Origin of the sequence: Haloplanus sp. GDY1 (assembly GCF_023703775.1) — an archaeon.
Taxonomy (GTDB): Archaea; Halobacteriota; Halobacteria; order Halobacteriales; family Haloferacaceae; genus Haloplanus; species Haloplanus halophilus.
In genome coordinates, this window is sequence record NZ_CP098514.1 from 1,600,075 (window position 1) to 1,619,588 (window position 19,514).

Sequence of the window (19,514 nt, forward strand, 5' to 3'; positions counted from 1 at the left end):
TTCGATATCGGCGTCGAAAATCGACTGCCGGCGGGTTAAGCGTCCTCGGGGCCCCACATGTCTTCGGTCGCCGGGGCGTGCTCCTGGAGTTCGGTCTCGTCACCGCCCGTCCGCGGGAGGATGGCGTCGGTGCGCAGCACCGACACCGTGAACTCGGTCGCGGTGTCGAGGGCGAGCCGTTTGCTGCCGATGGGCTCGATGATGCCGGTCTCGTAGGCGGACGTGAGGCCGCCGGTGTCGACGTCGAGCGCGGCGTCCCGGTCGCCGGCCCCGTGTTCGCTGCGTAGACGCGGGAGCACGTCGAGCGGGTCGTACCCCGAGTTCCGGATCAACTGCGCGACCGGCGCCTCCAGCGCCTCGGCGAACGCCTCGACCGCCAGCCGTTCCTTCCCGGAGGTCTCGGACGCCAACTCCCCGACACCGCGGGCCGCGACGAGTTCCGCGGCCCCGCCGCCGGGGATGGCGCGCGGGTCGTCGGAGGCCGATGCGAGCGTCCCGATGCCCTGCTTGAGGATGCGCTTGGTCAGGTCGCCGCCGGTCGCCGTCCCCGCGTTGACGAGAACCGAGACGAGGTCGGTGTCCGGGCAGTCGGCGAACAGCACGCCCTTGATCGACCCCGATCCGAGGTCCGTCACCGTCACCCGACCCGAGTGGCCGAGCGTCGCGTCCGCGACACCGTCCGGCGTGACGACGTCGCCGCCGACCGCCGCGTGGACGCGGTCGAACTTCTCGTCTTTGAGCTCGTGGAAGACGAGGATCCCGGCGTCCGCGAGGGTGGCGAGGGGGCCGCCGTCGAGGTGGCCCGAACAGACGACCACGTCGGCGCCGCTGTCACACACCGCCCGGAGGGCGTCCTCGTAGTAGCCGTCGCGGGATTCGCGGACGGCGTCCGCGGCCTCCGGACTGGAGACGTCGACGCCGTCGACCGAGAGGAGGTCGTCCGTGTCCGGGCGGGTGACCGGGTCGGACAGCATGAGGACGTCCGCGTCGACGACGTCCCGCGGCATCCCGTCGTGGGGGACGTCGCTCCGCAGGATGGCGCCCTGAACCACCCGCGACTGGTCGATGCCGAGGCGGATGTCCTGCTCGAAATGCACCTTGTCGAGCGAGACGTCGGGGGCCAGCACGCCGGCGGCGTCGAGCGAGACCTGCCGGAGGTGGTCGATCTGCGAGTCGACGAACCGACCGTTGATCGCGGTGGTGACGAGCGCGTATCGCTCCCGGTCGGTCAGTTCCAGCGGCACCGCGACGTCGTCGAGGGCCTCGACGGCGGCCGCCGCCGCCCGTTCGTACCCTCGCGCGATCGTGACCGGCGAGACGCCGTCCTCGACGAGGGTCTCGGCCTCGTCGATCAGCGCCGTGGCGAGCAGGACCGCGAACGTCGAGCCGTCGGGCAGTCGGTCGGCGTCGCCACACGCGTCGACGAGCATCCCCCCGACCGGGTCGCGGACGTCGAGTCGGTGGAGAATGTCGGACCCCTGGTTCGAGACGAAGCCGTCGCCGTGCGGGTCGATCATCAGTTTGTCCCGCCCGTGGGGCCCGTAGGTGGCGCGAACGATGTCGCCGAGCGCCCGGACGGCGTCGAACGCCGCCTGCTGGAAGTCGTCGCTCTCGAGACGTTCCGCGGACGAAATCCGACTCACCTCTCGTTCACTCATTGTCCCGTCCGACGACGCCGATCCTTTTGTATGTTCGGGGGTCGTCCCGGCTCGCCGACGCGACGGGCTCACTCCGGCGTGAGCACCGCGTGCGTGATGTCGGGCGTGAACTCGTCGCCGGGGAGCTGCTGCTCGATGGCCGTCGCGGCGTCGCGGACGGCGAACTCGTGGGTGTTGATCGCCGCGATGTCGTCGCCCCGCTTCGCGACGATGTCCATCGCGCGCTCGACGTTGAGCGCCTGCCCTCGCCCCCCGATGAGCATGACCTCGTCGTGGACGAGGCTGTCGGTGTCGATCTCGGTCGTGTCCCCGACGAGCCCCGGCAACACGACCCGGCCCTGGGGCTCGACGACCTCGAGCCCGAGCTGGATGGCCTGCGAGGAGGGCGCCGTCACCACGACGACCGCCGCCCCGTCGCCGCCGGTCAGGTCGTCGATCCGCCCCTCGGGATCCGGCTCGTCGACCAGGACGGTGTCCGTCGCGCCGAGCGACGCCCCGACGTCGAGTCGGTGGTCGTCGGTCGAGAGCCCCGCGAGGACGATGGGGTCAGCCCCCGCCTCGTCGGCCACGACGACCGACGCGAGCCCCTGGGCCCCAGGGCCGATGACCACGACGTCGTCCCCCGGATCGACGTCGCCCTTCTCGACGATCCACCGGACGCCGTTACCGATCACCGAGCCGAGACAGGCGGCCTTCGCCGGCGTCTCCTCGGCTACCGCGTGGACGCGCGTGTTGGGCGGGAGATACATGTACTCGCCGTAGCCGCCCCAGAGGTGTGGCGGCTCCGAGCAACTGATCGAGACGCCGAAACACCGGTCCTCCTCGCACATGTGGTAGTTGCCCGACTGGCAGTACTGGCAGTCGTAACACGGGACGTACGGTTCGGGCATCACGCGGTCCCCGACCTCGACGCCCATCTTGTCGAGGCTCCCCTCGGCCCCGTCGACGACGCGGCCGACGACTTCGTGACCCATGATCAGCGGCAGGTTGGAGAAGTGCTCCTGCCCGGAGTAGAGGCCGATGTCGGTGCCACACACCGACGTCATCTCGACTTCGAGCAGGGCCCCCGCCGTCGAGACGTCCGGAACCTCGAACGCCCGCCGTTCGATAGTTTTCGGGCCCGTCAGCACCATCGACTCCGTCGTGTCGTCGGTTGGCATGGCTCCCCGTCGTGCGCGCGCTGTAATAAATCCCCCTCGCAGTCGGCCCTACACTTCGTGGCGGACGCCGAGGGTCAGTCCGCCGTCGACGGTCAGCGTCGTCCCCGTGATGTACGAGGACCGGTCGGAGACGAGAAAGAGCGTCGCGTCGGCGTGATCCTCGGGGTCCGCCCAGCGGCCGAGCGGGATCTTCTCCCGCGTCTCGCTGCGCTCCTCCTCCGTCGTCAGGTCCTCGATGAGGGGGGTGAGGGTGCCGCCGGGACAGAGCGCGTTGACGCGGATGCCGTACTCGGCGAGGTCCCACGCCATGTGTTTCGTGAGGCCGATGACGCCCCACTTCGAGGCGGTGTAGTTCGCGGGCCCCTCGTAACTGATGTTCTGACCCGCGATCGAGGAGATGTTGACGATCCGTCCGTCGCCGCTCTCGGCCATCACCGGCGCCGCCTGCACCGAACAGTTGTACACGCCGGTGAGGTTGACGTCGATGACCTGCTGCCACTCCTCGGGCGTGATGTCCTGGAAGCGCTCGCCGCGCGAGATGCCGGCGTTGTTGACGAGGATGTCGAGGCTGCCGTACTCCTCGACGGTTCGCTCGACGAGTCGCTCCGCGTCGTCCATCGAGGAGACGTCACACTGGACCGCCGTGGCCGTGATGCCCGCCGACTCGAACGCCTCGACGGTGTCGGCCGCAGACGACTCGTCGATGTCGGCGACGACCACGTTGGCGCCTTCGGTTCCCAGTTCTTCGGCGATCCGCCGACCGATCCCTTGTGCTGCGCCGGTGACGATAGCCGTCAGTCCGGCCACTCGAGAGCCCATACCCGCAGTGGCGTGTGACGCGGTATTAATTGTGGGGGTCACGGATCGACGGCGGCGCCGACGCTCCCCGAGCGGCGCTGTCGCGTCGTACCATGGCAAACTATATTACAGAGAGTGTTCGTCTATGAGACGATGTCAGCTGAAGGCAACTACCCGACAGGGCACTATATCGCCGGCGAGTGGCGTGAGCCCGCCGGGACCGACCACACCGAGGTGCGAAATCCAGCGACGGAGGAGGTGATCGGCGAGTTCCCGACCGCGACGCCGGAGGAGGTAGCGGAGGCGGTCCGCGCCGCCAACGAGGCACAGATCGAGTGGGGCCGCCGCCCGGCGAAGGAGCGCGGGGACCTCGTCCGCGACGTCGCCGACCTGTTGCTCGAACACCAGGACGAACTCGCGGGCCTCCTCGTCGAGGAGCAGGGCAAGCCCCGGTCCGTCGCCGAGGGCGAGATCGCGGCCTCGGCCGACCTCGCGGAGTACATGGCCGAGTGGGACCGGCGCATCGAGGGGGACATCCTCCCGGGCGACAGTCCGGACGAGAGCATCCACCTCCAGCGACAGCCCAAGGGCGTCGTCGCGGGCATCATCCCGTGGAACTACCCCATCGCGGTGTTCATCCGGAAGTTCGCGCCGGCGCTGACCGCCGGCAACGCGCTGGTGGCGAAACCCAGCGAAGTCACGCCCGTCGCGACGCTGCGCCTCGCCGAACTCATCGACGACCACGTCGACCTGCCGGACGGGGTGTTCAACCTCGTCCAGGGCGCCGGCGAGACCGGTGAAGCGCTGGTGACCTCCCGGGACGTCGACATGATCTCGATGACCGGCAACGTCGAGACCGGGAAGCACATCATGCGCCAGGCCGCCGACAACCTCACCGAGGTGTCGCTCGAACTCGGCGGCAAGGCGCCGGCGATCGTCTGGAAGGACGCCGACATCGACGAGGCGGTCGAGGACGTCCTCACCGCCCGCATCACGAACACCGGGCAGGTGTGTACGTGCGCGGAGCGCGTGTACGTCCACTCGAGCGTCCGCGAGGAGTTCGAGGAGAAGTACATCGACGCGGCACAGGAGATCAGCGTCGGCCCGCCCGAGGAGGACCCCGACATGGGCCCCCACGTGAACGAACGCGAGTTCGAGAAGACGGACGCGGCCGTCCAGCGGGCCCGCGAGCAGGGCGCCGAGATCCGCCTCGGCGGGAGCGCCCCCTCCGGCGACTCCTTCGACAGCGGCTACTGGTACGAGCCGACCGTCGTCACCGGCGTCGAGCAGCACATGGACATCATGCAACAGGAGGTCTTCGGCCCGGTGACGCCGATCATGGAGATCGACACCCTCGACGAGGCCATCGAGTACGCGAACGACTCCCGCTACGGGCTGTCGGCGTACCTCTTCACCAACGACTACCGGGTCGCGATGCGCGCGGCCGAGGACCTCGAGTTCGGCGAGACGTACATCAACCGGACGCTGGGCGAGTCCTGGCAGGCCCACCACATCGGCTGGAACGAGTCCGGAATGGGCGGCGAGGACGGCAAGTACGGCTTCCTCAAGTACACCCAGCTGAAGACCGTCTACCACAACTACTCGTGAGCGCGCGAGTCACTCGCATCGACCGACGACCACCCACGACCCAAACCCCAACAGCATGATCGGATCATCCCACCACTACGGCGTTACCGTATCGGACATGGACGAAGCGCTCGGCTTCTACCGAGACACCCTCGGCATGGAGGAGGTCGACGCCTTCTCCTTCGCCAGCGAGGAGTTCAGCAAGTTCGTCGGCGTCGAGGACGTCGACGTCGACCTCGTATTCCTCGACGCGAACGGCTGTGCCGTCGAACTGCTGGAGTACAACAACCCCCCGGGCGGCGACGCGAACGAGGGCGTCGCCAACAACGACGTCGGTGCCGCACACTTCTGTCTCGAAGTCGACGACATCGACGCCGTGTACGAGGACCTCTCCGACGAGGTCGAGTTCGTCAACCCGCCGCAGACGCTCTCGAACGGCGCCGAAGTCGCCTACATGTACGACCCCGACGGCAACGTCGTCGAACTGCTCTCGGAGTAACGAGTCGACCCGGCCCGTCCGGAAAGCGGCGGTCGCCGTGACCCCGACCCGGCCGCTTTTTTCGACCCCGTCGTCGCGAACGCTCCGGTCAGCGTGTCAGTCCGGTAGCTTGATTAGACGAGATGCTGACAGTGGAACCGATGTTCGAGCAAGTGCACCACGTAGCCTACACCGTGGACGACCTCGACTCGTACCGGACGTTCTTCGGGGACGTCCTGGAGATGGAGAAGGTCGACTACCGGGAGATGCCCGAGGACGGGTACAAGGCGGCGGTCTACGACGTCGGCGGCGTCTACATCGAGGTTCAAGAGCCCATGGGCGAGGACACCGACACCAAAGCCGAGATGGAGGAGTTCCTCGAGGAACAGGGCAACGGCCTCAACCACGTCGCCTACGAGGTCGACGACATCGCGGCCGCCGTCGAACGCCTCGAGACGGAGAAGGGGATCGAGCGCGACTGGGACGAGCCCATCGTGGCGCCGACGTTCCCGGACTGCAAGCTGATCGACATGGAGCCCGACACCAGCCGCGGCATCTACCTGCAGCTCGTCGAGGAGCTGGACTGATCGACGATGCTCAACATACCGCCACAGCTTCGGGATCGAGAGGAGCCGATCGACGTCGGCGTCATCGGCTCCGGTCTGTTCGGGACGAAACTCGTCGACCAGATCGAGCGCGTCACCGGCATGCGGACGGCCGCCATCGCCGACATCGACCTCGACAAGGCCGCCCAGGCGTACGCCGAGTCGGGCGTCTCGACCGACGGCGTGGTCGAGACGACCGACCTCGGGGAGCTGAACGCGGCCATCGCCGACGGGCAACACGCCGTGATCGCCGACGGGCCAACCCTCGCCCGCAGCGACGTCGAGGTCGTCGTCGAGGCGACCGGCATCCCCGAGGTCGGTGCCCGGCACGCCTACACGGCCATCATGGAGGAGACACACGTCGTGATGGTGAACGTCGAGGCCGACACCGTGGTGGGTCCGACGCTCGCCGACCTCGCGGACAAGGCCGGCGTCACCTACTCGATGGCGTACGGCGACCAGCCGTCGCTCCTCGCCGAACTGTACGACTGGGCCCAGACGGTCGGCCTCGACGTCGTCGCCGCCGGCAAGGGGAACCCGTTCATCGAGGAGTACCGGTACGGCACCCCGGACGACGTCTTCGACCGGTGGGGCTTCGACGAGGAGTTCGTCGAGGAACACGGGCTCAACCCGTGGATGTACAACTCCTTCCTCGACGGGACGAAGGTGGCCGTCGAGATGTGCGCCGTCGCCAACGCGACCGGGCTCACGCCCGACGTCCAGGGGATGCACCTCCCGGACGCCTCCATCGAGGAGATTCCCCAGAAGCTCCGCCCGAAGGAGGACGGCGGCGTCCTGAACGAGGCCGGCGTCGTCGACACCGTCAGTTCGCTCCGCCCCGACGGCACTGAAATCGACGACAACATCAGCTTCGGCGTGTTCATCGTGACGACGACGCCGAACGAGCGGGTCCAGGAGTACCTCGAACAGAGCAGCGGCTCCGGGATGTACGTGGCCAACGACGGGAAGTATCAGGTGTTCCACCGGCCCTACCACCTCCCCGGCACGGAGACGTCCGTGAGCGTCGCCAACGCCGCCATCCGGAACGAACCGACGGGCGTGCCGCGCGAGCGCGTCGCCGAGGTGGTCGGCGGCGCCAAGCGGACGCTGGAACCGGGCGAGGAACTCGACGGCGGCGGCGGCTACACCGTCTACGGCCTGCTCGAGGAGGCCGAGACGGCGGAGGAGCAGAACCACGTGCCCTTCGAACTCCTCGACGGCGCCGAGGTGGTCTCGGAGATCGCACAGGACGAGATCGTCACCTACGACGACGTCGAACTCGACGAGGACTCGTTCATCTACCGGCTCCGGCGCCTGCAGGACGCCGCCTGAGCGCGCGACCGCGCGTTCGATCGACCGCGTTCGATCACCGGGAGAACCGCGGCCTCACTTCTTCGATTCCGCACGGTCGACGAGGGCTCGAAGCTGATCGACGACGGGCTTGTCGACCGCCGCGCCATCGATCACCGTGACGCCCTCGTCCGTCGCCTCGAAGGCGTCGATGACCCGCTTCGCGCGGGCCACCTCCTCGGCCGAGGGCGAGAAGACGTCGTTGATCACCGCCGCCTGTTCGACCGTCATCGCCGCCTTCCCGTCGAACCCGACGGCCTTGGCGGCGCGTGCCTCCGCGCGCGTCCGCTCCTCGTCGTGAACCGCGGCGAGGTTGGGCTTGTCGACGGCGTGGACCCCCGCGCCGTTGGCCGCCATCGACAGCAGGAACCGCGGCACCGAGAGGTCGGTCTCGTCGAGGATCGACATCCCCATGTTCATCTGGAAGTCGATGGCCGCGAACATGAGGCCGTGAATCCGCTCGCTCACCCGGGCGATCCCCTGGGCGTCGAACATCGCGCTCGGCTTCTCGATCAGGGGGTGGAGGTCGACGTCGACGCCGTACTCGTCCAACACGTCGTCGACGAGGCGGACCTCGCTCGCGTCCCGCACGTCGGGGAGGAGCAGGACGTCCGGCAGGGCGTCGGCGGTCGCGATCGTCCGGACGTCGTCGATCCCCCGGTCGGTGTCGACGCCGTTGACGCGCACGGCGAGTCGCTGTGACGTCTCGCCGAGGTCGGCGAGCGTCTCCAGCGTCCACTCGCGGGCCGCGGCCTTCGCGGCAGGGCTGACGGTGTCTTCGAGGTCGACGATCACGACGTCGGCGGGCGAGCCGATCGCCTCGACGACGCCCTCGTCGTCGGACCCGGGAACGAACAGATAACTGCGGTCGGCGGACATGACGACCGTCGCTACGGCCGCCGGATAGTAAACGTTGGGTGGGGAGCCGAGTCGACCGTCACTCGGGGACGAGCGACGCCCGCGCCACGTCGCGCTCGTCGGAGCGGCGGATGGCGGCGTCGACGTCGTCGAGGGCGAACCCCTCGCCGACCAGTTCGTCGAACGGGTAGTCGTCGGCCGTCTCGCGCAGGAAGTCGAGGGCCGTTCGGAGATACCAGGGGTCGTAGCGCATCACCGACACCACGTTGATCGACTTGCGGGTCATCGCCCCGGGATCGAACTCGGTCGTGTGGCCGGGGATGACGTTCCCCATCTCGAGGTAGCGCCCGCCGGGGCGGAGGAGTTCGATCCCCTCGGCGAACGCCTCGGGGACGCCCGCGACTTCGACGCCCACGTCCGCACCCTGCCCGTCGGTCAGTTCGCGGACCCGGTCGGCGCGCTCCTCGACCGAGTCGTACGTCCGGAGGTCGACGGTGTGGTCCGCGCCGAAGCGTTCGGCCAGGTCGAGGCGGTCCGCGACCCCGTCGATCACGATCGTCTCGGCCCCGCGTTCGGTGGCCGCCGCGACGGCGTTGAGGCCGAGGCCGCCGGCGCCCTGCACGACGACCGTATCGCCCCACCCGACCTCGGCCTTGTCGAGGCCGCCGAGCACCTGCGCGAGCGCGCAGTTCGCGCTCGCGGCCGGCCCCTCGGGGACGTCGGGCGACACCTTGTAGAAGAACTGTTCGGGGTAGACGTAGTAGTGGGAGGCGAACGTGCCGTGAAAGTGCGGGTGCGTGTCGGCCGACTGCGACCAGTAGTCGTAGGCGTGCTCGCAGAGGCGGAACTCGCCGGCCCCACAGCGGGGACACGCCTCACAGATCGCGAAGTACGTGGGGACGATCAGGTCCCCCTCCTCGACGGGGCGGCCCGCGTTGTCGGTCGTGACGTTCTCGCCGAGGTCGACGATGCGACAGAGCCCCTCGTGACCCAGCGGCCCGTCGTTGATGTGGGGGTGACCGCCCCGCCACATGTGCAGTTCCGAGCCACAGACGTTGGCGCGGACGATCTCGGTCACGATGGCGTCCGGGTCCGGCGACGGGACGTCGAACTCCTTCAGTTCGACGTTCTTCGTCCCGTTCAGACAGGCGATCCGGCCGCGAGTGTGCGAACTCATGACAGCACATGCAGAACAGGCCAGGGTAAATCTATCGCCGGTGTGTCCGGTCAGTCGGCGTCCACGAGGTCCAGGGGCGTCTCGATCCGGACGTCCGGATCGACGGCGTCGGCGCGGTCGGCGCGGCAGTGCAGCGACACGAGGATGCTGTCGATCCCCGCGCGGTTGGCGCCCTCGACGTCGGCGCCGGGCGTGTCCCCGACCATCGCGACGGGGCGGGTCGAGACGCGGTCGAGCGCCAGGTCGAACAGCGGGGCGTTTGGCTTCCCCACGACCGTCGCCTCCGTCCCGCTCGCGGCCTCGATGGCCCGGAGGATCGCCCCCGTCCCCGGAGCGACGCCGTCGCCGGACGGGTAGGACGTGTCGCCGCTCGTGGCGACCAGCGGCAGGTCCCGCTCGTAGACGAGCCGGGTCGCCGTCTCGATGTCGTCGTACGTGACGGTGGGGTCGAAGCCGACGACGACGGCGTCGGCGTCGCGCTCCCGGTCGGCGATCCCCCGCCGACCCAGTTCCGTTCGGAAGCCGTCCATCCCGACGAGGTAGACGCTCTCGACGCCGCGGTCGGCGAGGTACGTCGCCGTCGCCGAGGCCGCGCTCGTGACCTGGTCCACCTGCGTGTCGATGCCGAACCCGGTCAGCTTCTCGGCGAACTCCTCGCGGGTGTGCTGGGAGTTGTTGGTGACGAACTGGATCTCCTTGCCGGCGTCACGGAGTCGGCGGAGCGTCTCGACGGCGCCCGTGACCGGCTCGTCGCCGACGAAGACGACGCCGTCGAGGTCGAAGAGAAACGCCCCGTACTCGTCTGCGAGCATCGTGCTCCCGCTACGGCGACGGCGGCCTTGACTCTTGTGCGCGTGGAATCGCGGGCCGGTCGGGGGACCGTCCCGTGGGGGCAGAATTAATAGCCGACGCCCCGCGTGTCGTCACCATGACGGACCGATTCACCGCGACGTACAGGATCGAGACACCGGCGTCGGTCCGGGAGGCGGCGGACGCGATGGCCGGCGAGCAGTCGGCGAGCACGTTCGTCGACGTTCCGGGGGAGAGCGAGGAGTTACAGCGGCGCCACGGCGCCGACGTCGTCGACGTGACCGAACTGGGGACGACAGCCGAGCCGACGCTGCCGGGCGTCGATCCGGGGTCCGAGGAGGCGTCCGAGTACACCCGGGCGGAGGTGCGGATCGCGTACCCCATCGAGAACGTCGGCGTCTCCGTTCCGCAGCTGCGGACGACGGTCGCCGGCAACGTCTTCGAGATGCAGCCGCTGTCCGGGATCCGGCTGCTCGACGTCGACGTCCCGGACGTCTACGGGGCGGAGTGCCCGACGCCGCAGTTCGGAGTCGAGGGGACGCGCGAACTGATCGGGGTTCACGACCGGCCGATCGTGGGGACGATCATCAAGCCGAGCGTGGGGCTGTCGCCGGACGAGACGGCGTCGCTCGTCGAGACGCTGGTCGAGGCGGGCGTCGACTTCATCAAGGACGACGAACTCATCGCCGACCCGCCGTACTCCCGGTTCGAGGACCGCGTCGAGGCGGTCATGTCGGTCATCGACGACCACGCCGAGGAGACGGGCAAGCGGGTCATGTACGCGTTCAACGTCACCGGGAGCGTCGAGGAGATGCGCCGGCGACACGACGTCGTCGCGGAGGCGGGCGGCACCTGCGTCATGGTGAGTCTCAACAGCGTCGGCCTCGCGGGCGTGCTGGCGTTGCGCCGGCACAGCGACCTGGCCATCCACGGCCACCGGAACGGGTGGGGCGCGCTCTCCCGGTGTCCCCAGCTCGGCTTCGAGTACACGGCCTACCAGAAGCTCTGGCGGCTGGCCGGCGTCGACCACCTCCACGTCAACGGCATCCGGAACAAGTTCACCGAATCCGACGAGTCGGTCGTCGCCTCCGCGCGGGCGGTGCAGCGACCGATCCCGGGCGACGACGGCATCCTCCCGGTGTTCTCGTCCGGGCAGTGGGCGGATCAGGCCCACGACACCTACGCGGCGCTCGGCAACGTCGACCTGATGTATCTGGCCGGGGGCGGGATCATGGGCCATCCGGACGGCCCGGCCGGCGGCGTCGACGCGCTGAAACAGGGATGGGAGGCGGCCATGGCCGGCGTGCCGCTCGCGGAGTACGCGGAGGACCACGAGGCGCTCCGCCGCTCGATGGAGGCGTTCGGCACCGATGAGTGACGACGACCTCCTCCTGGCGTACTACGGGGACGACCTGACGGGATCGACCGACGCGATGGAGGCGCTGGGCCTGGGCGGCGTTCGCACGGCGCTGTTTCTCGAACCGCCGACCGAGTCGGAGCTGACGGGGCGGTTCGCGGATCTGGACGCGGTCGGCGTCGCCGGCCGCAGTCGGTCGATGTCCCCCGACGAGATGGACGAGGTACTCCCCGAACACTTCGAGCGGCTGCTCGACCTCGATCCGGCCTTCGTCCAGTACAAGGTCTGCTCGACGTTCGACTCCGCGCCCGACGTCGGCAGCATCGGCCACGCGATCGACGTCGGGCAGGACGTGTTCGACTCCCCGTTCGTCCCCGTGGTGGTCGGCGTCCCCGCGCTGGAGCGGTACGTCGTCTTCGGACACCTGTTCGCGACGGTCGGCGACCGGACCTACCGGATCGACCGCCATCCGACGATGAGCGACCACCCGGTGACGCCCATGACCGAGAGCGACCTCTGTCGACACCTGGGCGAGCAGACCGACCGGCCGACGGATCGCTTCGACGTGCTCGCCCTGGAGGGGGACGGCGTCGACGCCGAGTTCGCCCGCCTCCTGGCGTCGGATCCGGAGATCGTCCTGTTCGACACGCTCGACGGATCGCACCTGCGGGAGGCCGGGCGTCTGCTGTGGTCGCGGGCGCTCGAACTCGCGGACGGCCCGCTCTTCGCGGTCGGCTCCTCCGGACTCGGATACGCGCTGACGGCGTACTGGGCCGATACGGGGGCGGTGTCGCCGCCCGAGTCGGTGCCGACGGCCGACCCCGTCGACCGCATCGCCGTCATGTCCGGGAGCGCGTCGCCGGAGACGGCCGCGCAGATCGACGCCGCCCTCGAACGCGACGACTTCACGGGGATCAGGCTCGACACCCCGTCGCTCGTGGTCCCGGCGGAGGCGGCCGCGGAGCGCGACCGGGTCGTCGAGGCGGCGACCGAGGCGATCGGCGCCGGCGACAGCGTCGTCATGTACGCCGCCCGGGGACCGGACGACCCGGCCATCGAGCGGACCCGGGCGGCCGCCGAGGCGGCGGGGGTCGACGACGTCGGCGGGCGCCTCGGCCGGGAGCAGGGGACGATCCTCGAGACCGTCCTCAGGGAGACCGACCTCTCGCGGGTCTGCATCGCCGGCGGCGACACCAGCGGCTACGTCGCGCCGGCGCTCGACGTCTACGCCCTCGAGTTCCACAGCCCCATCGCTCCCGGGTGTCCGCTCTGTCTCGCGAGTTCGTCCGACGAGGAGTTCGACCGACTGGAGCTAGCGCTCAAGGGTGGACAGACGGGCGGTGAGCGATACTTCGAGCGCGTGCGCCGGGGATCGTCGGAGTACTGGCCCGATAGCAGCGATTGAACGTCACTGCACGGCAGATCGCAGTGCGGCGTCCGATCCGCCGTGTGAACCGTTCAATCGCGACTAGTCCTCGGGCATGACGACCGTCACCGGACGGTCGGCCTGCAGGAGGATGGACTGGGTCGTGCTCCCGAAGATGGCCTTCCCGACCGGCGACTGCTTCCGGCCGCCGATGACGAGGTACTCCGAGTCGACGTCCTCGGCGTACTGGAGGATCTCCTTGGCGGCCGTCCCGACGCGGCCGGCCGTCTCGACGCCCTCGAGCGACCCCAGCGCCGCCTCGGCGACGGAAGCGGCCACCTCCGCGGCGTCCTCCTCGCCGTCTTCGAGGGTGTAGGTCGCGTCAGTCGTCGGCTGGTTCGAGATGTTGGACTGACGCTCCTCGAACAGGTCCTGGGGGAGGACGTGGAGCACCACCAGTCCGGTGTCGTACTTGTCCGCGAGGTCCTTCGCGACCGTCAGCGTCTCGGTACTGTCGCCGTCGTCGGCGTCGTCGACGGCTGCTACGATGGGCATACGCGGATCCTTTCAGAGCATCGAATAATAAACTTGCCGTCGGACCCAGCGGATGGGAACTGACGTGCCGAATCGCCGCCGACGCGGCCCCAGACCCCCTCGGAGCCACCCGCCCGCACGGACGGTAGCTTTTTTCGGCGACCCGCGGTACGTCACTCCATGCCATTCCGAGCGACCGATCGCAGTTACGTCTTCGTCCCCGGCAACGACCGCGACGCCGTCGCCACGGCGCGGGCAACCGACGCCGACGCGTTGATCCTGGACCTGGAGGACGGCGTGGGGGAGGAGGGGAAGGCGGACGCCCGGCGCGTGACGCAGCGAGTCCTCGCCGACGCCGACGAGGCCGACGCGACACACGTCGTCCGGATCAACGGGCCGGAGACCGAGTGGGGGGCGGCCGACCTCGACGCCCTGCTGGACGCGGAGCGGCCGCCGGACGCGGTGATGCTCCCGAACGTCCGGGGTCCCGCCGACGTCGAGCGGGTCGCCGACCGCGTCGCGGACGTCGAGGCCGTCGGGGGCGTCGTCCCGCTGATCGAGCGGCCGGAAGCCGTCTTCGCGGCCGAGGCCATCGCCACCGCGAGCCCGGGAGTCGTGGCCGTCGCGTTCGGTCACGGCGACTTCGAGTACCACCTCGGGACGCTCGCGGCGGCGGCGGAGACGGACCTCTCGCTCCCGCGGATGCGGGTCTCGATGGCCGCGAGCGTCGCCGGCGTTCCCGCCATCGACACGCCACACGTCGCCCGCGACGACCCGGAGGGCCTGCGTCGGTCGGCGGCGGACGCGAAGCGACGCGGCTTCGACGGGAAGATGACCTTCCTCCACGACCAGATCGGCGCGATCAACGAGGCGTTCTCGCCCTCGGCCGAGGCGGTCGAGCGGTCCCGGCGGATCGTCGCCGCCTTCGAGGCGGCGGACGACGCGGAGGGCGTCCGCTACGTCGACGGGGAGTTCGTCGACAAGCCCGTCGTGGACGCCCACCGGGAGCGCCTCGACCGGGCCGAGACGCTGGGAGCGTCGACCCGATGAGGGTCACGCTCCTCGCGACGGGCGGCACCATCGCGTCGACGGGCGACGGCGACGGGGCGACGCCGGACCTCGACGCGGCGGCGCTCGGGCGGCGCGTCCCCGCCGTCGACGACGTCGACGTCGCGGTCGAGACGTTCTCGACCGTCCCGAGCCCGCACGTGACGGTCGAGGACATGTGGCGGCTGACCGAGCGGATCCGCGACCTCGAAGGTGGGACCGACGCCGTCGTGGTGACTCACGGGACGGACACCCTCGAAGAGACGGCCTACTTCCTCGAACTGTGTTACGACGGACCGCTCCCGGTGGCGATCACGGGCGCGATGCGGGCCGCCTCGGGGCCGAGTCCGGACGGGCCGATGAACCTCGAAGCGGCCGTGCGGGCGGTCACGAGCGAGGGGGCGCGGGCGGGACGGGTCGTCGTCGCGTTCGCCGGCCACCTCTACGCCGCCCGCGACGCGGTCAAGACGCACACGACGGCCGTCGACGCGTTCTCGGCGCCGGAGTTCGGGCCGCTCGGGACCGTCGACCCGGACGACGTCACGTGGGGACGCCGGGAGACCGACGAGGAGACGTACGCCCCCGATCCGTCGGCCCTCTCGAACGACGTCCTCGGGGTGACGGTGACGGCGGACCTGCCGCCGGACCACGTCGCCCACGGCGTCGACAGCGACGCCGTCTGCCTGGCGTCGCTGGGTGCCGGGCACGTGCCGCCGGACGTCGTGCCGGCCATCGCGGCGGTCAGGGAGGCGGGCGTCCCCGTCGTCGTCACCTCGCGGTGCGGGGTGGGGCGACTCGCCCGCGACGCCTACGACTACCCCGGCAGCGAGCAGTTCATCGACGACCTGGACTGTCACGTGACGGGGTTGCCGCTCCAGAAGGCACGGATCAAGACGGTCGTCGCGACGGCCGCGGACGCGCTCGACGACGCGTTCGAGCGTCGGTAGCGGCCGCGAGCGTCGGGACTCTCGGTGAGTGCTGGTCACCACTCACAACCTTTTTGTACTGGTTAGCTGTGCATCAGCATGCACGATGTCAATCGGAGTCATTGGACTCGGCAAGGTAGGGAGAGGTATCGCCAAGAATCTCGTCGCGGCGGACTACGACGTCGTCGGCTTCGACCTCGACGAGGACGCCTGCGAGCAGGCGAGCGAACACGGCGTCGACATCGCCGAGAACAACCCGGAGGTGGCGCGGCGCTCGTCGACGATCATCCTGTCGCTGCCCCACCCCGACGCGAGTCAGGCCGCCATCGAGGCCATCGTCGAACACGGCGAGTCGGGCACCGACGTGTTCGACACGAGCACGCTCTCGGCGCTCCGGGCGCGCGAACTCGCTGACCTCGCGAACGAGGGCGGCGTCCACTACTTCGACTGTCCGATCACGGGCGGCGAAGTCGGGGCACAGGCCGGCGAACTCACCATCATGGCCGGCGGCGATCCGGACCGCATCCAGGCGAACGCCGAGGTGCTCTCGGTCATCGCGAAGGACGTCTACCACATCGGCGAGGTGGGTGACGCGCAGTTCGTGAAGCTCATCCACAACCACGTCGGCCAGACGACGCTCGTCATCTTCATCGAGGGGCTGTTGCTCGCCGACGAGTTCGGCGTCGACCCGACCGTCCTCTACCGGACGCTGCGCCACTACACGCAGATCTACGACGACAAGCTGGACAGCTTCTTCTCGAACAACTTCGACGAGGAGTTCGACGAGCACTTCAAACCCGAGGGCGAGACGGGCATCTTCCGGAACCGGTTCAACCTCGACGTCGCCCACAAGGACCTGGTCGAACTGAAGGACCTCGCCGACAAGTACGAGACGTACCTCCCGCTGGGCAACTTCGTCGAGCAGTTCCACCGCGAGGGGATGAACGCGGGCTACGGCGACAAGCCGCACCCGCTCCTGCTCGAGTACTTCGAGGAGAACTTCGACACGGAGATCGAAACGACGGCGGAAGGCCGCGAGAAGAGCCTCGGCAAGATCGTCTGAGCCGCGACTCACGATCCGCTGGTCCCGTCCGACCGCTCCACGCGGCGGTCGAGACCGCTCCGGTGAAACACTTAACTCCCGAGCCTCGCTACTCGGCGGCAATGGGAGAGACCTTCTCCGGCTTCAGACGAACCGACGGTCGAATCGGCGTCCGCAATCACGTCGCGATCATCCCGACGTCCGTCTCGGTCAGTTCCATCGCGAGCAAGGTGGCCGACGAGGCGGGCGAGTGGGCGCGCGCGACACCCCACCAGATGGGGACGTCCCAGCCCGACCGGACCCGGGAGCAGACCCGGCGAACCCTGGCTGGGATCGGACGGAACCCGAACGTCGGCGGTGCGCTCGTCGTCGAACTCGGCACCGAGGACATCGACGCCGAGGGGCTGGCCGACGACATCGCGCGGGTCGACACCCCGGTCAGCACGCTCACCGTCCGCGAGGTCGGCGGGACGCGGGCGGCGCTCGACGAGGGCGTGAGCCTCGCGACGGCCCTCTACGACGAGGCGAAGGAGGCCCGCCGCGAGGAGGCGGACGTGAGCGAACTCGTCTTCGGCGTCGAGTGCGGGGGGAGCGACGCGACCAGCGGCATCGCGGCGAACCCGGCGGTCGGCCACGCCTGTGATCGCCTCGTCGAGGCCGGCGGGACGGCCTCGTTCAGCGAGACGCCGGAGTTCATCGGCGCCGAACACACGCTGGCCGAGCGCTGCACCGACGAGGAGACGCGCCGCCGACTGCTCGACCGGGTCGACCAGCGGGAGAGTCAGGCCGAACTCATGGGCGTCGACCTGCGGGGGGCCCAGCCCACGCCCGGCAACAAGGAGGGCGGCCTCACGACCATCGAGGAGAAGAGCCTCGGCGCCATCGTGAAGGGCGGCACCACCCCCGTCGAGGGGATGGTCGACTACGCCGAGCGCCTCCCGACGGGCGCCGGCCTCGTCCTGATGGACACGCCGGGGTACGACGTCGAGAGCGTGGTGGGGAAGGTGGCCGGCGGCGCACAGGTCGTCGCCTTCACCACCGGCCGCGGCAGCACGACCGGCAACCCCATCGCGCCCGTCATCAAGGTGACCGGCAACCCGAAGACCTGGGAGAAGATGTCGAGCAACATCGACGTGAACGCCAGCACCGTCGTCGACGGGCGGCCGATTTCGGAGGCCGGCGACCGCGTCTACGAGACGCTCGTCGCGGTGGCGAACGGCCGACGGACGGCCGCCGAGCAGCGACGCCTCGAGGAGTTCGCGATCAACGAGATCCAGCCCAACGAACTCGCGTCCGCGGAGGTGGACGTATGAAAGGCGAGAGCATCGACGGCGTCGTCCTGCGGATGGACGACGGCGACGACGTCGCGACGGCCCTCGAGGACCTCTCGGCCGGCCGGGAACTGACGGTCGACGGCGACACGATCACGCTCGCGGAGGACGTCCCGTTCGGCCACAAGGTCGCCCTCCGGTCCGTGGAGGCCGGGGCCGAGATCCACAAGTACGGCGAGGTGATCGGTGCCGCGAGTCGGCCCATCGAGCCCGGCGAGTGGGTCCACACGCACAACTGCGAGAGCACGCGCGGGCGTGGCGACAAGGCGGCCGCGGAGGGATCGGCGTGAGCGACGCCGCGTCCCCCGGAACCGCGGCCGTCGTCCGCGACGACGGGGCGGTCGGCGTCCGCAACCGAGTGCTCGTCCTCCCGTCGGTGATCTGCTCGCACGTCGTCGCCGAGCGCATCGCCGATCGGGTGCCGGGGGCCGTCGCCACGCCCCACGACCACGGCTGCGCACAGCTCGGGGCCGACATCGACCAGACAAAGCGGACCTTCTGCAGCCTCGCGACGAACCCGAACGTCGCGGGCACGCTCGTCGTGGGACTCGGGTGCGAGGGCGTCCAGAGCGACGACGTGGCCGCGGAACTGGACGACCGCGGGGTGCCGGTCCGCGAGGTGGCGATCCAGGACGTCGGCGGCACCGACGAGTGTATCGACACCGGGGCGACGCTGGCGCGCGAACTCGTCGAGGGGGGGTCGTCGACGCCCTCGGCGGGCGTCTCCCCCGCCGACCTCACCGTCGGCGTCGTCGTGGGCGCGCCACGGGAGTCGAACACCGAGGTCGCCGAACCGGTCGTGGGCGAGTTCGTCGACGAACTCGTCGACGCCGGCGGGCGGGCGATCCTCGCGGGCGTCGAGCGGTTCGTCGCCCACCCGGACGAGGCGCGGGCGCGGGCGACCCCCGCGGCGGCGGAGGGGATGGCGACGACCCTGGAGCGACACCGCGACCGCCCGGCGAAGGTGCGGCGGCTACAGCGGATGGCCGACGACACCCCCTTCGACGCGCTGACCGGCGCCATCGCCGACCGGCCGGTCGAGGAGGTCGTCGAGTACGGCGCCGAGGCGACCCTCTCGGAGGGGGTCGCGCTGCTCGACTCGCCGTCGGAGTTCGCCGAGGCGGCGACGGGGCTCGTCGCCGCCGGGGCGCAACTGATCGTCCACGTCACCGCCGACGGCGTGACGACGGGTCACCCGCTGGCGCCCGTCGTCAAGGTGAGCGGCGACGGGACGACCGTCGAGGCGCTGCCCGAGGACATCGACGTCGACGCGCGGTCGACCGGCGGCGCGGCCCTCCACGACCGCGTGCTGGCCGTGGCCGAGGGGGAGCGCTGCCGCGCCGAGGAACACGGCGTGACGGAGTTCGCGATCACCCGCGTCGGCCCGTCGATGTAGGCCCGCGGCCGTCGCCCGTCCGGCGTGGGCGGTG

At 69.9% G+C, this 19,514-nt stretch carries 19 protein-coding genes; 12 read left to right on the forward strand and 7 right to left on the reverse strand.

The window, feature by feature from the left end; all coding sequences use genetic code 11:
* Window positions 1-35: 35 nt before the first annotated feature.
* The 3 genes from NBT67_RS08530 to NBT67_RS08540 form a co-directional block, all read right to left on the reverse strand.
* Window positions 36-1,658 (reverse strand): TCP-1/cpn60 chaperonin family protein, encoded by a 1,623-nt coding sequence (locus NBT67_RS08530; protein ID WP_251341291.1) that lies wholly within the window; start codon window positions 1,656-1,658, stop codon window positions 36-38.
* A 68-nt stretch (window positions 1,659-1,726) separates the two neighbouring features.
* Window positions 1,727-2,818, reverse strand: a complete 1,092-nt coding sequence (locus tag NBT67_RS08535) for a zinc-dependent alcohol dehydrogenase (RefSeq protein ID WP_251341292.1) — start codon at window positions 2,816-2,818, stop codon at window positions 1,727-1,729.
* A gap of 48 nt (window positions 2,819-2,866) precedes the next feature.
* Complete coding sequence (locus NBT67_RS08540; RefSeq protein WP_251341293.1) at window positions 2,867-3,637, reverse strand: SDR family NAD(P)-dependent oxidoreductase; 771 nt, start codon at window positions 3,635-3,637, stop codon at window positions 2,867-2,869.
* Window positions 3,638-3,769: 132 nt separating this feature from the next.
* Between NBT67_RS08540 and aldA the strand changes: the two genes are divergently transcribed.
* From aldA to NBT67_RS08560, 4 genes are all read left to right on the forward strand, one after another.
* Window positions 3,770-5,224, forward strand: coding sequence for an aldehyde dehydrogenase (gene aldA, locus NBT67_RS08545; RefSeq protein ID WP_251341294.1), 1,455 nt, complete (start codon window positions 3,770-3,772; stop codon window positions 5,222-5,224).
* Between the two features lie 55 nt (window positions 5,225-5,279).
* A complete protein-coding gene (locus NBT67_RS08550) occupies window positions 5,280-5,702 on the forward strand; it encodes a VOC family protein (RefSeq protein ID WP_256474623.1) in 423 nt (140 codons plus the stop codon).
* A gap of 140 nt (window positions 5,703-5,842) precedes the next feature.
* Window positions 5,843-6,268: a VOC family protein gene (locus tag NBT67_RS08555; RefSeq protein ID WP_251341296.1), complete on the forward strand. Its 426-nt coding sequence runs from the start codon at window positions 5,843-5,845 to the stop codon at window positions 6,266-6,268.
* Between the two features lie 6 nt (window positions 6,269-6,274).
* Window positions 6,275-7,618, forward strand: coding sequence for an NAD(P)H-dependent oxidoreductase (locus tag NBT67_RS08560; RefSeq protein WP_251341297.1), 1,344 nt, complete (start codon window positions 6,275-6,277; stop codon window positions 7,616-7,618).
* 54 nt (window positions 7,619-7,672) lie between these two features.
* On the opposite strand, the gene NBT67_RS08565 is transcribed toward NBT67_RS08560, so the two are convergent.
* From NBT67_RS08565 to NBT67_RS08575, 3 genes are read right to left on the reverse strand one after another with little or no spacing between them, the layout of a single operon-like run.
* Window positions 7,673-8,515, reverse strand: a complete 843-nt coding sequence (locus tag NBT67_RS08565) for an HpcH/HpaI aldolase/citrate lyase family protein (protein ID WP_251341298.1) — start codon at window positions 8,513-8,515, stop codon at window positions 7,673-7,675.
* 58 nt (window positions 8,516-8,573) lie between these two features.
* Window positions 8,574-9,671, reverse strand: a complete 1,098-nt coding sequence (locus tag NBT67_RS08570; RefSeq protein ID WP_251341299.1) for a zinc-binding dehydrogenase — start codon at window positions 9,669-9,671, stop codon at window positions 8,574-8,576.
* A 50-nt stretch (window positions 9,672-9,721) separates the two neighbouring features.
* The gene (locus NBT67_RS08575) at window positions 9,722-10,483 is read right to left on the reverse strand and encodes an HAD-IIA family hydrolase (protein WP_251341300.1); all 762 of its coding nucleotides are present in this window, start codon (window positions 10,481-10,483) and stop codon (window positions 9,722-9,724) included.
* Window positions 10,484-10,599: 116 nt separating this feature from the next.
* Between NBT67_RS08575 and NBT67_RS08580 the strand changes: the two genes are divergently transcribed.
* Together NBT67_RS08580 and NBT67_RS08585 are read left to right on the forward strand one after the other, a co-directional pair.
* Window positions 10,600-11,859, forward strand: a complete 1,260-nt coding sequence (locus tag NBT67_RS08580) for a ribulose-bisphosphate carboxylase large subunit family protein (protein WP_251341301.1) — start codon at window positions 10,600-10,602, stop codon at window positions 11,857-11,859.
* Window positions 11,852-13,243, forward strand: a complete 1,392-nt coding sequence (locus NBT67_RS08585; protein WP_251341302.1) for a four-carbon acid sugar kinase family protein — start codon at window positions 11,852-11,854, stop codon at window positions 13,241-13,243. The genes NBT67_RS08580 and NBT67_RS08585 overlap by 8 nt, the downstream gene beginning before the upstream one ends.
* Window positions 13,244-13,306: 63 nt before the next feature.
* Here NBT67_RS08585 and NBT67_RS08590 read toward each other — a convergent pair whose 3' ends face one another.
* Window positions 13,307-13,759, reverse strand: coding sequence for a universal stress protein (locus NBT67_RS08590; RefSeq protein WP_251341303.1), 453 nt, complete (start codon window positions 13,757-13,759; stop codon window positions 13,307-13,309).
* 159 nt (window positions 13,760-13,918) lie between these two features.
* Here NBT67_RS08590 and NBT67_RS08595 point away from each other — a divergent pair, with 159 nt between their 5' ends.
* The 6 genes from NBT67_RS08595 to NBT67_RS08620 all read left to right on the forward strand — a co-directional run bounded on the left by NBT67_RS08595 (window position 13,919) and on the right by NBT67_RS08620 (window position 19,480).
* Window positions 13,919-14,788: an HpcH/HpaI aldolase/citrate lyase family protein gene (locus tag NBT67_RS08595; RefSeq protein ID WP_251341304.1), complete on the forward strand. Its 870-nt coding sequence runs from the start codon at window positions 13,919-13,921 to the stop codon at window positions 14,786-14,788.
* A complete protein-coding gene (locus NBT67_RS08600; RefSeq protein ID WP_251341305.1) occupies window positions 14,785-15,732 on the forward strand; it encodes an asparaginase in 948 nt (315 codons plus the stop codon). Before NBT67_RS08595 ends, NBT67_RS08600 begins: the two co-directional genes overlap by 4 nt.
* An 85-nt stretch (window positions 15,733-15,817) precedes the next feature.
* Window positions 15,818-16,774 (forward strand): NAD(P)-dependent oxidoreductase, encoded by a 957-nt coding sequence (locus NBT67_RS08605; RefSeq protein ID WP_251341306.1) that lies wholly within the window; start codon window positions 15,818-15,820, stop codon window positions 16,772-16,774.
* Between the two features lie 101 nt (window positions 16,775-16,875).
* On the forward strand, window positions 16,876-18,066 hold the full coding sequence (locus NBT67_RS08610) for a UxaA family hydrolase (RefSeq protein ID WP_251341307.1): 1,191 nt from the start codon (window positions 16,876-16,878) through the stop codon (window positions 18,064-18,066).
* Entirely contained in the window at window positions 18,063-18,374 is a 312-nt protein-coding gene (locus tag NBT67_RS08615; protein WP_251341308.1) for a UxaA family hydrolase, read from the forward strand. Before NBT67_RS08610 ends, NBT67_RS08615 begins: the two co-directional genes overlap by 4 nt.
* A complete protein-coding gene (locus tag NBT67_RS08620; RefSeq protein ID WP_251341309.1) occupies window positions 18,371-19,480 on the forward strand; it encodes a UxaA family hydrolase in 1,110 nt (369 codons plus the stop codon). The genes NBT67_RS08615 and NBT67_RS08620 overlap by 4 nt, the downstream gene beginning before the upstream one ends.
* The last annotated feature ends 34 nt before the right edge of the window (window positions 19,481-19,514 follow it).

Excerpts from the sequence above, each read along its gene's own strand:
- NBT67_RS08600 (WP_251341305.1), top strand. The coding sequence starts at position 14,785 with ATGAGGGTCACGCTCCTCGCGACGGGCGGCACCATCGCGTCGACGGGC.
- NBT67_RS08530 (WP_251341291.1), bottom strand. The coding sequence starts at position 1,658 with ATGAGTGAACGAGAGGTGAGTCGGATTTCGTCCGCGGAACGTCTCGAG.
- NBT67_RS08610 (WP_251341307.1), top strand. The coding sequence starts at position 16,876 with ATGGGAGAGACCTTCTCCGGCTTCAGACGAACCGACGGTCGAATCGGC.
- NBT67_RS08595 (WP_251341304.1), top strand. The coding sequence starts at position 13,919 with ATGCCATTCCGAGCGACCGATCGCAGTTACGTCTTCGTCCCCGGCAAC.
- NBT67_RS08560 (WP_251341297.1), top strand. The coding sequence starts at position 6,275 with ATGCTCAACATACCGCCACAGCTTCGGGATCGAGAGGAGCCGATCGAC.
- NBT67_RS08605 (WP_251341306.1), top strand. The coding sequence starts at position 15,818 with ATGTCAATCGGAGTCATTGGACTCGGCAAGGTAGGGAGAGGTATCGCC.
- NBT67_RS08565 (WP_251341298.1), bottom strand. The coding sequence starts at position 8,515 with ATGTCCGCCGACCGCAGTTATCTGTTCGTTCCCGGGTCCGACGACGAG.
- NBT67_RS08535 (WP_251341292.1), bottom strand. The coding sequence starts at position 2,818 with ATGCCAACCGACGACACGACGGAGTCGATGGTGCTGACGGGCCCGAAA.
- NBT67_RS08550 (WP_256474623.1), top strand. The coding sequence starts at position 5,280 with ATGATCGGATCATCCCACCACTACGGCGTTACCGTATCGGACATGGAC.
- NBT67_RS08570 (WP_251341299.1), bottom strand. The coding sequence starts at position 9,671 with ATGAGTTCGCACACTCGCGGCCGGATCGCCTGTCTGAACGGGACGAAG.
- aldA (WP_251341294.1), top strand. The coding sequence starts at position 3,770 with ATGTCAGCTGAAGGCAACTACCCGACAGGGCACTATATCGCCGGCGAG.
- NBT67_RS08540 (WP_251341293.1), bottom strand. The coding sequence starts at position 3,637 with ATGGGCTCTCGAGTGGCCGGACTGACGGCTATCGTCACCGGCGCAGCA.
- NBT67_RS08580 (WP_251341301.1), top strand. The coding sequence starts at position 10,600 with ATGACGGACCGATTCACCGCGACGTACAGGATCGAGACACCGGCGTCG.
- NBT67_RS08590 (WP_251341303.1), bottom strand. The coding sequence starts at position 13,759 with ATGCCCATCGTAGCAGCCGTCGACGACGCCGACGACGGCGACAGTACC.
- NBT67_RS08615 (WP_251341308.1), top strand. The coding sequence starts at position 18,063 with ATGAAAGGCGAGAGCATCGACGGCGTCGTCCTGCGGATGGACGACGGC.
- NBT67_RS08585 (WP_251341302.1), top strand. The coding sequence starts at position 11,852 with ATGAGTGACGACGACCTCCTCCTGGCGTACTACGGGGACGACCTGACG.
- NBT67_RS08575 (WP_251341300.1), bottom strand. The coding sequence starts at position 10,483 with ATGCTCGCAGACGAGTACGGGGCGTTTCTCTTCGACCTCGACGGCGTC.
- NBT67_RS08555 (WP_251341296.1), top strand. The coding sequence starts at position 5,843 with ATGTTCGAGCAAGTGCACCACGTAGCCTACACCGTGGACGACCTCGAC.